Genomic DNA, 14,261 nt, shown 5'->3' with positions numbered 1-14,261 from the left:
TGGATTTAGGGTATCTTCATATATTGCAATAGAATGAGATAAACACTGCTTTAACAACAGCTAGATGTATATCTTATGGTTAACTCAATTGTTTAATTAAGACAAATATCCTACTCTATTAGTAATGATGTTTAAACTACTCCAACTAGTAGCTGGGGCAATTCATGCCTACATCATAGTTTTAATGGAGTGTAATAACACGAAAAAATAGATGAATGCTGACTATTTTTTTAACCAGGGATTACCCGATACTTTGTCAAGAGAATATCAAAAAACAGTCACTGGTGGCACTAAGCCAGCCAATCGTAAGACTGATGCAGAAAATTATTGTAAGCGAGGCATTACTTTTAGCCGTGAACTGAAAGATTATCAAGGGGCGATCGCCTTTTTTAATCTGGCAGTAGAAATTAATGCCAAATATGCCGAAGCCTACTATCATCGGGGAAATGCTCGTTACTGTCTAGCAGAGTTTGCAGCAGCGATCGCTGATTATAATCAAGCATTACAAATAAATCCTACATTCGCAGAATATTATTATTGTCGAGGTAATGCCTACTTAGCTCAAGGAGACTACGATCAAGCAATTGCCGACTATATCAGCACCATTGAGTTTGATCCTCTATTAGCCAGTAATATTAATGAAGATATTGCTCAAGCCTATTATTACCGGGGTGTAAATAATGGCGATCGCGGCAATTATCAAGAAGCGATTATAGATTTGCAGCAAGCCTTGCAATGGCATCCTTACTTTGCCGCCGCCTACAGCATTCGCGGTAATATTTACTATAACTTGGGAGAGTATCGGCAGGCGATCGCGGATCACGAACGAGCAGTGCAATTAGACCCCAACTTAGCAGAAGCTTACCAAAACCGAGGTAATGCTCACTATGCCTTGGGAGCGTATCAAAAAGCAATTGCCGATTACAACCGCACACTAGAAATTAATCCTCACCAAGTAGGCGCATATTATAATCGTGGTCTCATTAGTTTTTACCTCAACGACTATCAACAAGCCTTTGGTGATTTCAACCAAGTCTTAAAATTTAACCCCAAAGATGCCCAAGCCTATTATCAACGGGGACTAATTCACGAAGCTTGGCAAGACTATCAGAGCGCCTTGGCAGACTATAAACAAGCACTACAAATAGATCCTGAATTAGCTGTAGTCTACGGTGTGCGAGCCAATGTCCACCGCCAACTAGGAGACTATCCCAGCGCCTTGGCAGATAGTCATCGCTTATTAGAACTGCAACCGAATTTTGCCGCAGGATATTGCGATCGCGCAACAGCCCGTCGTTGTCTAGGTGATTATCGCGGAGCCATTACCGATTACAATCAGGCATTACAGATAAATCCTAATATTGCTGAAGCTTACTACGGTCGAGCCATTGCCCATGAAGCCTTGCGAGATTTGATCGGAGCAATAGCAGATTATACACAGAGTATCCGTATATCGCCGGATTTTGCCCCAGCTTACTGCAATCGAGGCAATGCCCGTCGCCAGTTGGGAGACAGCAAGGGAGCCTTAACAGACTACAATCAAGCTTTGACAATCAATCCCCAACTCAGCGAAGCCCACTATAATCGAGGTTCACTACACTACGATCAACAAAATTATCGCAGTGCGATCGCCGATTATACCCAAGCTTTGCAACTGCATCCTGAATCAGCCAGATATTACAGCGATCGCGCCCATGCCCGCTATGCCTTACAAGACTATCAAGGAGCAATAGCAGATTACACCGAAGCAATTGCCCTCAACCCTGGTTATGCTGAAGATTGGTACAATCGAGGTCGTAGCTATTTACTCTTAGGATACTTGGAAGAAGCACTAGCTGACTTAAACCAAGCCCTCAAGTTTCAACCTCATTGGGCTTCAGCTTACCTCTTACGTGCCGATATTCTCCGCAATCGAGGAGACTATCCAGCAGCGATCGCTGATTTCCAGAAATCTGCTGATCTTTATTCTCAAGAGGGCAATACACAAAATTATCAACAAATACTGGAAATCATTGCTGGACTTGAGTAGAGAGTAATGAGTAATGAGTAATGAGTAATGAGTAATGAGTGATGAGTGATGAGTGATGAGTGATGAGTGATGAGTGATGAGTGATGAGTGATGAGTGGTGACAACTGACCAAGCCCCGTTGGGGCGGGTGTGGGGTGTAGTTAGTTGGGTGCGTCAGTATGAATAATTTCTTGGTACAGATAGGTTTTCTTACACTGACGCACCCAACCTAATTGGATATTTTTTTATCCGGAAGTCCCTTAAATCCAAAAAACCAGGCGATCGCATCCTCAAAGTTGCACGCACTATCGCAGACTTAGCAGGAGAAGATAGCCTGCAAAATCACCACGTAGGAGAAGCAATTAAGTATCTTACAATCGAGAGGATGATGTTGGTGCAAAATTGCAGCTATCTACAGGCGTATAAAAAGCAAAGCACTAGCCCACAAGCATACTGCATTTGGGGGATGGATATAGTAAGGGGTATATCTACACTTTTAATTTGAAGTTTCCAATCTTAGAGTGCAGGTACTCTGCTGGTTACTGACTGCTAAATTTTTGCCAACTCAAAAAATCCCGGTTAAATGCTGATTAGCTTAGTCAAACTGCTACTACCAAAATAGCGGGATAAAAGTTATATGCTGTTATCTAAGCTGAAACGCCTGATTCCTAGTTCAGGCTGTGCAATTGCTGTATCTATCAGATTGCGTCGGCTGTTTGCAATCTTGATGATGTTAACAATTCTATCTTGGGGACTGATACCACAAATCACCATAGCTCAACCTCATACAGCATCGCCTCTCCAACAACTACTGCCAAGAAGCAAAAGTCAAACCGCACCAGCCCCAACTTCAATACAACCTTATCTAGATCGGGCGATTAAAGAGGTGACAGAGTTTCGCCTCGATAATGGACTCAAATTTATTGTTTTGGAACGGCATCAAGCACCAGTAGTTTCCTTTGTCACTTATGCGGATGTGGGTGCAGTAGATGAGCCAGATGGGAAAACTGGTATGGCTCACGTTCTTGAGCATATGGCATTTAAAGGCACGACACGCATTGGGACAAAAGACTATCAAGCAGAGAAACCACTACTAGACCGCTTGGAACAGTTGGATGCTCAAATTAAAGCAGCAGAAGCCGATAGTCAAGAAAATGAGGTGGCTCGGTTGCAAGCTGAGTTTGAGCAAGTAAAATTGCAAGCGGGTCAACTCGTTAAGCAGAATGAGTTTGTGCAAATTGCCAGACAAGCAGGAGCTACAGATTTAAATGCTGCAACTACTACAGATGCCACCCGTTATTTTTACAGCCTTCCTGCTAACAAGTTGGAACTATGGATGTCGCTGGAGTCAGAGCGATTTCTAGAACCAGAATTTCGACGCGAGTTTTATAAAGAAAAAGATGCCGTTTTGGAAGAGCGACTTCAGTATCAAAACTCCCCCACTGACGTGATGCAAGAAAAGTTTTTCGATACTGCTTTCAAAGTCCATCCCTACAGACGGCCAATAGATGGTTATGAAGAAGATATCCGCAACTTAACACCAAAAGATATCCAAAAGTTTTTTGAGACACACTATATACCCAGCAATTTAACCATCGCCATTGTCGGAGATGTCAACCCGACTGAGGTTAAAAAACTGGCACAAATTTACTTTGGGCGTTATCAGTCCAAACCACAACCAATTTCCCAAATTCCGCCAGAACCACCGCAAACAAAAATGCGGGAAGTGACCTTGCAACTACCATCTCAACCATTTTACTTTGAAGGTTATCACCGTCCGGCAGTTACCCATCCAGATGATGTAGTTTATAACATCATTGGCTATTTATTATGGGTTGGGCCCACGTCCCGATTGTACAAGTCTTTGGTGGAACAGCAGCAGTTGGCACTGGGGGTAAGTGGTGGAACTAGTGTGCCAGGCAACAAATACCCGAATTTGATAGTTTTCTCTGCTCCTACAGCTTCCGGTCACACGGTGGATGAGTTGGCAACAGCTTTGCAAAAAGAAATAGACAAGTTGAAGACAGAGCCTGTTTCAGCAACTGAGTTGCAACGTGTGAAAACCCAAATCAAAGCGGGTTTATTAAATAACCTCAATTCTAATATGGGGATGGCGGGACTACTGTCGGAATATGAGGTAAAAACTGGCTCTTGGCAGAATTTATTTAAGTATTTGGATGAAATTGCGGTAGTGACTCCTGCTGATATTCAACGAGTAGCAAAAGCAACGTTTACACCCGAAAATCGCACAATTGGCAAGCTGTTATCGCAAGAGGAATAAGCAACCGCGCAGGGTTTGCCGCAGGCTAATGCAAAAGATGCAAAGGAACTAAATATATGCTCTGGTACAAGGTGAATAGTAAAAAGCAGATGGAAAATCACCTTACTCATCTGGGGAAGCAAGCTACGCGCAGTGTTTCCGACAGGAGAAGTTCTGAGCAGCACAAACAACCTTTTAGACTGCTGTCAAAGTTTAAAATTCACAAGAGCAAGAAGTTGTTTTATGCTTTGAGTCTTGCTGTTGCCTTTTTAATTGGCACTTTTGACTTTACTCTAGCAGTGACGGCAACAGCAAAGAATTATACGGAGTTGCAGTTTGCTCCACTACCTGAGATTAAACTACCCAAGTACGAGCGGTTTGTCTTAGAAAACGGCATGGTTGTTTATTTGGCGGAGGATCATGAGCTACCTTTGGTGAGTGGTACAGCGATAGTGCGTACAGGAGATCGCTTGGAACCAGCAGATAAAGTTGGTTTAGCTAGTATTGTCGGAACAGTGATGCGAACTGGGGGAACTAAGAGGCATTCACCTGACGAACTCAACGAGATATTGTCACAACAGGCGGCTGCGGTAGAAACTGGCATTGGCGAAACCGTTGGTGCTGCCGATTTTAGAACACTTACTGAAGATTTAGACAAAGTGTTTGGGCTGTTTGCTGAGGTGTTACGAGAACCAGTGTTTGCTCAGGAAAAGCTAGATTTGACTAAGACTCAGATTAAAGAGAATATCACCCGTCGCAATGACAATCCAAACAATATCGCTACTCGTGAATTTCTGAAATTAATCTATGGTAAAGATAGCCCCTATGCCCGTACACCAGAGTACGCAACGATAGATCGGATTACTCGTGAAGACTTGCTGAACTTTTACCAACAGTATTTCCACCCCAATAATATAATTTTGGGCATTGCGGGTGACTTTGACACCAAGAAAATGCGATCGCTCATCCAAGCTAAGTTAGGCGATTGGCAGCCCAACCCCAACATCGCTAAACCCCAACTCCCAGAGGTATCAGCAGCTAATACAGGTGGTGTCTTTTTTGTCAATCAGCCACAACTAACTCAGAGTAGTATTCGCATGGGACATTTAGGGGGACGGCTAGATAGTCCCGACTATGGGGCGCTAAGTGTGTTGAATGGGGTGTTAAATGGGTTTGGTGGACGTTTATTTAATGAATTGCGATCGCGTCAAGGGTTAACTTACGATGTAGAAGCTTCTTGGAGTCCCAACTACGATTACCCTGGACTGTTCATCGCTGGCGGACAAACTCGCTCTGAGGCTACCGTGCAGTTTATCAAAGCTTTACAGAGTGAAATTAAGCGTATCCAAGAGCAAAGAGTAACACCAGAAGAACTAGCTTTGGCTAAAGAGTCTACACTCAACTCCCTTGTGTTCGATTTTCAATACCCCGCTCAAACCTTGTCCCGCTTGATGGAATACGAATATTACGGTTATCCGGCTGATTTTTTGTTTCGCTCCCAAAAAGCTGTAGCAGCAACCACAGCAGATGATGTACAACGGGTAGCACAGCAATACCTCAAACCAGATAATATGGTGACTCTGGTAGTGGGAAATCAAACCGCCATTCAACCACCTTTGACACAGGTAACACCAATAGATGTAAAGATTCCTGGTTCATCATCCAGTATCCAGTAAGGCGAAGAACGTGCATAGCATACAGCAGACTTCAAGACCACATCAGAAATATTACTTACGATTGCAACTGGGGATTAGTCACTAAAAATCCCCTTAAAACCAATTTCTTGAGTCAGATACACATTGAGTTCCCACGAATATAGTATAGTCTCCTGTGATAGTGCCATCTGTTTAGTCGATATTTCAGGAGTTTTGGGAATGACCGTTACAGCAGACCCCGTGACTTTGATGAAGCAAGAAGTAGGCAAAGCCGCCGCCGCCTTGGTAAAATCTGGCTCGATTGTTGGGTTAGGTACAGGGTCAACTACAGCTTACACAATTCAGTATTTAGGCGATCGCCTCAAGTCTGGCGAACTGACAGATATTGTCGGTATTCCGACCTCATTTCAGTCAGAAGTATTAGCCAAGCAATACGGCGTTCCTCTCACCACTTTAGACGCTGTTGATCATATTGATATTGCCATTGATGGGGCTGATGAAGTAGACCCCCACAAAAACCTAATTAAAGGTGGTGGTGCAGCTCACACCCGCGAAAAAGTAGTTGATTACCTAGCAACTCAATTCATTGTTGTAGTAGACAGTGGTAAATTAGTAGACCGCTTAGGTTCTGTTTTTGCAGTACCTGTAGAAGTCATCCCAATGGCAATTACCCCAGTTACTAATGCAATTAAGCAACTAGGTGGTAAACCAGAACTACGTATGGGAGTGAAAAAAGCAGGGCCAGTGATCACCGACCAAGGAAACTTTGTCTTAGATGTTAGATTTGATTCAATTGACGACCCAGTTAATCTAGAAAAAATACTGAATAACATTCCAGGAGTTCTGGAGAATGGTATCTTTGTTAACTGTGCAGACGTAGTTTTAGTAGGCGAAGTCAAAGAAGGTCAACCACTGGTAAGACGGCTATAAAACCAAAGGTGTAGGTGTTCAAATTACCTACACCCCTATATCTGAAGAATCAGCTCCCTTAGTTGAGTCAATCTTGGGAAAAATGTTGATTTTTTAGCTGTGAATTAACCAATAGACCGCTTGATTGAACCATCAGCATATAATTCCAAAGGAACTAGCTCGACTTTGCCATTAACTTTTACTTGAGAATAAACTACCTTTACTAAAAGAGCATGATTTTCGTTGTAACGTAAAGACATAGTAAATCTCCTCTCATACTGTTTTGGGCGATGAAAAGGTATTGATATCTACAATCTAGTTAATTAGCTTTTACTAACTGCTTAGTCTTAGGAAAGATTCTTGTTCCTCCTTAAGAATTAACAGATATATTTTAAAAAATAGGTATAAATTAGATAAAGTAACCATAAAGATTGGAAAACCTTAAATTTGTGATTATGGTTACGTGTATCTGCGTTAGTGTTAACTTGGTTATACCATTTTAGATTTTGGATTGAGAATCGCTCTCTGTATCTGGGTTCTGGGCATCCATCTGTTGTATTCTTTTTTCAAATTGGTATTAGATGATATTGGGCAATCACCTACGGTGAGCAGAACGCCATCGCTACTCACTGGCACGTGTCATATTAAGCCTTAATAAATAATTTCAGTTTGCTGCGAGAATTATCAAGAATAATGGGTAATCTCAATAACAAATACTTGCTTAATTATTAGTTATTTGAGTTGCCCTAATGATTGAAATCCTAGCGACACTTTCTGCTTCTGCGGCAGCAGGAATCAGAATAGGCGTACCTTTATTGATTATTGGATTGTTGCAAGGAAGTAACTTTTGGTCACACGTCCCAGTTTTATCTCGTATTTCTTCGCCAATTCTGTTAGGCTGCCTGATTAGTTGGTCATTAGTAGAATTATTTGCTTCCAAAAAACTATGGGGACAAAGAATTTTACAAATAATTCAGTTATTATTATCTCCCCTGGTAGGGGCAATTATGGGTTTAGCAGTAGCCTCGGCAACAGCAACCCCAAATTGGCTAATTATTTTAATTGGAAGTTCAGTAGCTTTGGTTCTTCAGCTGGTTCAAGTCGGCTGGTTTTATCGCTTACGTGGTTTGCCACTGTGGGCTGTTTTTCTTCAAGACACCTTATGTGTAGCTCTGGTACTTTTTGCTTTTGACGCTCCTTGGCAAGGAGGAGTAATTGCCTTAATCCTGCTTTGGTTGGCCCTACGTAGTGCAAAAGAATGGTACAAATGGTATCACAATAAAGTATAAAAATTAGTATAAACTTCTTAGAGGATGTTACCAATAATACTTTTTAAGTATCATCTAAACAAGATCAGGGTAAAGAAATTTAAATCACCTTTACCCTTGAAATCATCTATGAAGTTGCAAAGTAATTAATTTACCTGAAACTGAGCTAGTCCATAGGGAATCTCTCGATTGAAGCCAATATGTCCGCCAGCTAACTCATAGTTAAAATTGCTGAGGGAAGGATATGGAGGAGCAAATGCCAAATCACTGAGAGCAATTTCTAAAGTACTTCCTGGTGCTACTGGTTGAGCAAAATTAATTCTAATTTTGTCACCTTCTCTAGAAATATTAGCATCAATGTTTTGACCAGATTGATCTGTGACCCTAATATTATCACTAATGGCAATATAGCCTGGTGGTAAAATCGTTACATAGGCTAAAGGCTGGCTCCCTGTATATAGGTTAATGTAATTAGCGTCACGAAACGTGCTTGTACCCTTGATTCGAGGCGCACTAAATCTATCTTGGGCTATTGGGGTTGTTTGTTGAAGCTGAGTCCCTGGTGTTTGAGTTTCTGGGATTTGAGTACCTGGAACTTGAGGTTCTGGTAATGGTGTTGCTGGAGTTTGGGTTTCCGGAAACTGAGTTCTTGGTACTGGTGTAGTCTGAGCTACAGCTGGTAAACTAGTAGCTGCGATCGCCACACTCAGGCTAGAAAACCAAATTAGTTTTTTCATCATTAATCTCCTTGTGAAATTTCATCAATTAGAACTAATGCAGTTCATCAATCAAACCTTGACTTGGGTTATTTGTAACTGCTAAGGAGAGCAGTTTAATTTTGTAGTTCTAATTGATGTATCTGGCAAAAATATTTGTCATGATTTTTGCTTCGTTTGAAATACGTAATTTCTGAACTTATCAAACTAACTTTAAAAAATTTAAATCATAAATACGTCTGACTAATGGGATATTTGCTTCACTTTTAAAAAATCATTATTCCTACCTTTTGATAGTAGTGTTTACTCCTAATTAAACAGATTTGGATTGGAAAATTGGTCATAAAAATGGGGTATTAAATATAGATTAATACCCCTTTGCTCACTTCAATCAATACTTTGTTGCTCTTAACATTTCATGAAAATTACTTTTTTCTTCATTACTGCAAAATTCCAATTAGATGTAATAGTCCTTGACCTGTAATCAGCTCGACAATTAAAGCAATAAAACCTAACATGGCAATGCGTCCGTTCCAAACTTCCGCGCTAGTAGTCATACCCCATTCCCAACTTTCAGGAGGATACATTTTCACTCTTTTTTTGATTTGGGCGGCTTGCGAAAGCTTAAAGCTAGGTTTGTTGAGTGCATCAATTACCAAATCTGCTAAAGCTCGAATAAATACTGGGTGAGTGTTAGGTGCAGGTACACGACGGAAATTGTGGATTCCTGCTTCTTCGGCTATTTCCCGATACTCAATGTCAATTTCTTGCAGTGTTTCGATGTGTTCGGAAACGAAACTGATAGGGACGACGACTAAATCTTTTACGCCCTGTGCGCCTAGTTCTTTGAGTGCATCTTCAGTATAAGGTTGTAACCACTCAACTGGGCCGACGCGACTTTGGTAAGCTAGGGTGTGGGGATTGGGTCGATTGAGGGTTTGCATAATTAATGCTGTACATTCCTCAATTTCTTGTTGATAGGGGTCGCCTGCTACTTCAACATAGCTTTTGGGTACACCATGAGCGCTGAAGAATACATGAACCTGATCAGCATTGGGAAACTGGTCTATTTCTTGGCGAATGAGTTCCGCCATCGCCTGTAAGTAACCCGGCTCTTTGTACCAGGAAGGAATTACAGTATATTCGAGACGCTGTAGTTTAGGGTCTTCTTGCCAAAGCCTTTCTAATAAACGGAAGCTAGAACCACTAGTACTAATGGAAAATTGGGGGTACAGTGGCAGAATCACCAAGTTATCGATGTTGTCTTGGGTAAGGAGAGCGATCGCTTCTTCAGTATATGGATGCCAATAACGCATTCCCACATAAATATTAGCTTCTTGTCCCAAATAGTGTAATTGTTCCTTTAAGGCTTCCCCTTGGGCTTCTGTAATCTGTCGCAGGGGTGAACCACCACCAATTTGCTTGTAATTCTCTTGAGAAGTTGCGGTACGTCGGGAGGCAATAAACCAAGCCAAGGGTTTCTGCAACCATCGGAATGGTAAGCGTATAATTTCCGGATCAGAGAATAGGTTGAATAAAAATGGCCCGACATCCTCTAACTTATCAGGACCACCGAGATTGAGTAATAATACGCCTACACGACCCATAGCAGTTATTTTCCCCCAACCTTTTCAGATTTTTTACTATTGTTAACAATATATTCTTTATTAAATATAAAGCTTAACAGTTAGGAATAGTGCAATGGCCACAATTTTCAGAGATTTAAGTTATCGCTATCAATGGCTCTACGATTCCATATCTCGTGTAGCCGCCCTCAGTGTAGGTGGAGAAGCCAAATTTCGGGAATTGGCTTTGCAAGGTTTAACAATTCAAGAAAATACCTCTGTGTTAGACGTTTGTTGTGGTAGTGGTCAAGCAACGCAAGTCTTAGTGAAATATTCACAAAACGTAACAGGACTTGATGCTTCTCCCTTATCTTTGCAACGAGCTAGACAAAATGTTCCTGAAGCTAATTATGTAGAGGCTTTTGCTGAGAAGATGCCATTTACCGACAATCAGTTTGATGTAGTGCATACCAGCGCCGCCTTACATGAAATGGAACCTCAGCAGTTACGAGAAATTATTCAAGAAGTTTATCGAGTGCTGAAGCCAGGAGGAGTATTTACTTTAGTAGATTTTCACTCTCCTACCAATCCTATATTTTGGCCTGGTTTAACAGTATTTTTACTCTTATTTGAGACAGAAACAGCTTGGCAATTATTAAAGACAGATTTAGCTGCTTTGTTAACTGAAATTGGCTTTGAGGTAAGTAAAACAACCTTGTATGCAGGTGGTAGTTTACAGGTAATTCAAGCTAACAAATAGAAACAAATAAAGCCCTCTTGAGACAGAGAGCTACAGTTCAGAAGTATGGTTGTTATGTGAAACATACGCTTCTGTTTTTCTACTTCTAATTGAAAACAAATAGATCATCTATGGCGGTTTGCAGTTGAGTCTAATACAGACCTAACCCCCAACCCCTTCCCTTGTAGGGAAGGGGAGTAAGCCTCAAAGACAACTTGTCAACCAGGTGGCCATGCCAACGGCCGCCCACCTAAAATATGCAAATGTAAGTGGTAAACTGTCTGACCTCCATCATTACCGTTGTTGATCACAATGCGATAGCCGTTTTCTAGTCCGGCTTCTTCGGCGACGCGCTTGGCCGTTAATAGAAGATGTCCCAAAAGCGCATGATCTTGAGATTCAGCATCAGACAGTTTGGCAAGGGGTTTTTTAGGAATAACCAGGATGTGTACTGGTGCTTGGGGATTGACATCTGTGAAAGCTAAGGCTAAATCGTCTTCGTAGACGATATTGGCGGGAATTTCTCGACGAATGATTTTGCTGAAAATTGTCTCTGTGGTTTCACTCATGCGTTTATCACAACTCATCTGCTAGAGATTTTAAAGGGTTACTGTTTATATAAGAAATATTTAGCCAATGCTTGCTAGAGTCTGGAGTGCATCAATTGTCGGCATCGATGCCGTCAAAGTAGGCGTAGAAGTCGATATATCCGGTGGTTTGCCAGGAATTGTAGTTTTGGGACTCCCAGATAGTGCTGTGCAAGAGTCTAAAGAAAGAGTCAAAGCCACATTGAAGAATGCGGGTTTTGCCTTTCCCATGCGAAAAATTGTGATTAACCTGACTCCAGCAGACTTACGCAAGGAAGGCCCCTGTTTTGATTTGCCCATTAGTGTAGGGATTTTGGCTGCTTCTGAACAAGTTAGCCCTGATTTGTTGGGAGATCATCTTTTCTTGGGTGAAGTGTCTCTAGACGGCAGCTTACGCCCTGTTGCGGGTGTTTTACCGATCGCCGCTACTGCCAAAAAAATGGGAATTGCCGGTTTGGTTGTGCCTGTGGATAATGCTCAAGAGGCTTCGGTTGTTGAGGGTTTAGCTGTTTATGGCTGTAAGGATGTGTCTGAGGTTGTCGATTTATTAAATAACCCAGGTAAAGGAAAGCCTGTCAAGTTGGATCAATCACCAGAAGTAACATCAGTATTTGGGGCGATCGCTGATTTAAAAGATGTGAAAGGACAGGCTCACGCTCGTCGGGCTTTAGAAATTGCGGCTGCTGGCGGCCACAATTTGATTTTTGTCGGCCCCCCCGGAAGTGGAAAAACCATGTTAGCAAGACGCTTACCGGGTATTTTACCACCCCTGAGTTTTGCTGATGCGTTGGAAGTGACGCGGATTCATTCGGTGGCTGGTTTATTAAAAAATCGTGGTTCCTTAGTCCGCGATCGCCCTTTTCGGAGTCCCCACCATTCAGCGTCTGGCCCTTCTCTTGTCGGTGGTGGTAGTTTCCCTCGTCCTGGGGAAATTTCTTTATCACACCGGGGTATCTTATTTCTTGATGAATTGACGGAATTTAAACGTGATGTCTTAGAGTTTCTCCGCCAGCCTTTAGAAGATGGCTATGTAACGATTTCCCGCACCAGACAATCTGTCATGTTTCCGGCACAGTTTACCTTGGTGGCAAGTACAAATCCTTGTCCTTGCGGTTACTACGGCGATACCATCCAACAGTGTACCTGTTCACCAAGACAACGGGAGCAATATTGGGCAAAACTTTCTGGCCCTTTGATGGATCGGATTGATTTACAAGTAGCTGTAAATCGGTTGAAACCAGAGGAAATCACCCAACAACCCACAGGAGAGGAATCTATTTCTGTCCGCGAAAGGGTACAACAAGCCCGCGATCGCGCCATTACTCGTTTTCAAACAGAACCAAATCTGCGTTGTAATGCCCAAATGCAAAGTCGGCATCTGCAAAAATGGTGCAAGTTGGATGATGGTAGCCGCAGTTTATTAGAAGCAGCAATTAAAAAGTTAGGTTTATCTGCCAGAGCAAGCGATCGCATTCTCAAAGTAGCTCGGACTATTGCAGATTTGGCAAGTGAAGACGAGCTAAAACCCAATCATGTCGCAGAAGCTATTCAATATCGTACTATCGATAGGATGCAGTAATTTGTAATTATTACATATCAAAAAAACAGTTTAAATCTTGTTAACTGGGTTTCAATCGCTCCTGTGAGAATTTTATTTAGTTCTGGGCCATCTCGAAATTCCAAAGTTTGTTGTGTGGGTAAGTCGAAAGGAAATCTTCCTTCATATTCTGTTCGATGTAAATGAGCTAACAAAATTTGCTCTGTTCGCTTGCTTTGAATGGCATAGCCAATTTCTACACAAACATTAGGACTAGGAATTAATTGTTGTGTCTCTTTGCTCTCAACACTAGCGATGGGTGTAGTATCTGCAATAAACAACAAACTTTTACGTAATTTTCTCAGAGTGGTGCGGTTTAGACGCAAGGGCGAGTCTTTGGGGCGAGATGATTCTACTAAGGTAAGAGGAAGGCGCGAGCGTAAATTTAATTTTTCTAAACTTTTTCGCAGTTCTTCCCTGAGAATATCACTAGCTTCGGCATACTCAATTTGATAGGAGAAAAAAATTATTGGTTCTAACTGAGCTAAAACTGTCTGCTTAGTAAAATAAATTTCATGACTGATTAAGTCAATGTTAGCTACACAATAGCCACCACTACCTTCAATATAAAACTCTACATTTTCACCCTCTAAATAGCGAGTAAACCAGCTTGAGTGCTTAACTTCATCACTATTCTCTAAAAAGTCCGCACGTAACGCCGATCTCAGCAAGCTTTTCTTACTGAGGCGAATATCTGATGGGCGTTTTTCTAATTCGGAAATCGGCTCATAATCCTGAAGATACCATGCTCTGAGCGCAATAATTGACATAAGGCGCTATTTTAGTTGTGTAATAATTTTAGTTGTGTTGCGTATAAGTTTACACTGGGTTTTGAATATTTCCACAACATTTGCTAAGTGTTTACAAACACTGCTTCGCGCAGCGTGCCGAAGGCAGGAGAGAAGCTTTGAGGCTGGCTTACTCCCCTTCCTTTGTAGGGAAGGGGTTGGGGGTTAG

12 protein-coding genes and 1 pseudogene are annotated in these 14,261 nt (G+C 41.9%); 8 read left to right on the top strand and 5 right to left on the bottom strand.

Translation table 11 applies throughout. From position 1 onward, the window contains the following. Positions 1 to 211: 211 nt before the first annotated feature. From H6G18_RS03695 to rpiA, 5 genes and pseudogenes are all read left to right on the top strand, one after another. Positions 212 to 2,029: a tetratricopeptide repeat protein gene (locus H6G18_RS03695; RefSeq protein WP_190405733.1), complete on the top strand. Its 1,818-nt coding sequence runs from the start codon at positions 212 to 214 to the stop codon at positions 2,027 to 2,029. A 226-nt stretch (positions 2,030 to 2,255) separates the two neighbouring features. Continuing rightward, positions 2,256 to 2,396 (top strand): annotated as a pseudogene (locus tag H6G18_RS25225) (magnesium chelatase subunit ChlI family protein); the annotation flags it as partial. 249 nt (positions 2,397 to 2,645) lie between these two features. Beyond that, positions 2,646 to 4,289 carry a M16 family metallopeptidase gene (locus H6G18_RS03685; protein WP_190405732.1) on the top strand — a complete coding sequence of 548 codons (1,644 nt, stop codon included), beginning with the start codon at positions 2,646 to 2,648 and terminating at the stop codon, positions 4,287 to 4,289. An 89-nt stretch (positions 4,290 to 4,378) separates the two neighbouring features. Further along, the gene (locus H6G18_RS03680; protein ID WP_242040177.1) at positions 4,379 to 5,944 is read left to right on the top strand and encodes a M16 family metallopeptidase; all 1,566 of its coding nucleotides are present in this window, start codon (positions 4,379 to 4,381) and stop codon (positions 5,942 to 5,944) included. 198 nt (positions 5,945 to 6,142) lie between these two features. After that, on the top strand, positions 6,143 to 6,853 hold the full coding sequence (gene rpiA / locus H6G18_RS03675; RefSeq protein WP_190405730.1) for a ribose-5-phosphate isomerase RpiA: 711 nt from the start codon (positions 6,143 to 6,145) through the stop codon (positions 6,851 to 6,853). Between the two features lie 104 nt (positions 6,854 to 6,957). Here rpiA and H6G18_RS24940 read toward each other — a convergent pair whose 3' ends face one another. Beyond that, positions 6,958 to 7,092, bottom strand: a complete 135-nt coding sequence (locus H6G18_RS24940) for a hypothetical protein (RefSeq protein WP_277875560.1) — start codon at positions 7,090 to 7,092, stop codon at positions 6,958 to 6,960. Between the two features lie 489 nt (positions 7,093 to 7,581). Between H6G18_RS24940 and H6G18_RS03670 the strand changes: the two genes are divergently transcribed. Next, on the top strand, positions 7,582 to 8,121 hold the full coding sequence (locus H6G18_RS03670) for a DUF4126 domain-containing protein (RefSeq protein WP_190405729.1): 540 nt from the start codon (positions 7,582 to 7,584) through the stop codon (positions 8,119 to 8,121). A 125-nt stretch (positions 8,122 to 8,246) separates the two neighbouring features. Here the strand turns inward: H6G18_RS03670 and H6G18_RS03665 are convergent, their stop codons facing one another. Both H6G18_RS03665 and hemH read right to left on the bottom strand, forming a co-directional pair. Beyond that, on the bottom strand, positions 8,247 to 8,840 hold the full coding sequence (locus tag H6G18_RS03665; RefSeq protein WP_242040175.1) for a DUF2808 domain-containing protein: 594 nt from the start codon (positions 8,838 to 8,840) through the stop codon (positions 8,247 to 8,249). 416 nt (positions 8,841 to 9,256) lie between these two features. Further along, on the bottom strand, positions 9,257 to 10,423 hold the full coding sequence (gene hemH / locus H6G18_RS03660; RefSeq protein WP_190405728.1) for a ferrochelatase: 1,167 nt from the start codon (positions 10,421 to 10,423) through the stop codon (positions 9,257 to 9,259). A 94-nt stretch (positions 10,424 to 10,517) separates the two neighbouring features. Here hemH and H6G18_RS03655 point away from each other — a divergent pair, with 94 nt between their 5' ends. After that, positions 10,518 to 11,141 (top strand): class I SAM-dependent methyltransferase, encoded by a 624-nt coding sequence (locus H6G18_RS03655; RefSeq protein WP_190405727.1) that lies wholly within the window; start codon positions 10,518 to 10,520, stop codon positions 11,139 to 11,141. Positions 11,142 to 11,338: 197 nt separating this feature from the next. Here H6G18_RS03655 and H6G18_RS03650 read toward each other — a convergent pair whose 3' ends face one another. Further along, on the bottom strand, positions 11,339 to 11,689 hold the full coding sequence (locus H6G18_RS03650; protein ID WP_190405726.1) for a histidine triad nucleotide-binding protein: 351 nt from the start codon (positions 11,687 to 11,689) through the stop codon (positions 11,339 to 11,341). Positions 11,690 to 11,756: 67 nt separating this feature from the next. Between H6G18_RS03650 and H6G18_RS03645 the strand changes: the two genes are divergently transcribed. Further along, positions 11,757 to 13,286, top strand: a complete 1,530-nt coding sequence (locus H6G18_RS03645; protein ID WP_190405725.1) for a YifB family Mg chelatase-like AAA ATPase — start codon at positions 11,757 to 11,759, stop codon at positions 13,284 to 13,286. A 17-nt stretch (positions 13,287 to 13,303) separates the two neighbouring features. Here the strand turns inward: H6G18_RS03645 and H6G18_RS03640 are convergent, their stop codons facing one another. Next, positions 13,304 to 14,074 (bottom strand): hypothetical protein, encoded by a 771-nt coding sequence (locus tag H6G18_RS03640; RefSeq protein ID WP_190405724.1) that lies wholly within the window; start codon positions 14,072 to 14,074, stop codon positions 13,304 to 13,306. Positions 14,075 to 14,261 lie beyond the last annotated feature (187 nt).

The organism is Anabaena subtropica FACHB-260 (assembly GCF_014697105.1).
Taxonomy (GTDB): domain Bacteria; phylum Cyanobacteriota; class Cyanobacteriia; order Cyanobacteriales; family Nostocaceae; genus Trichormus; species Trichormus subtropicus.
This window is presented reverse-complemented; position numbering and strand designations above follow the sequence as displayed.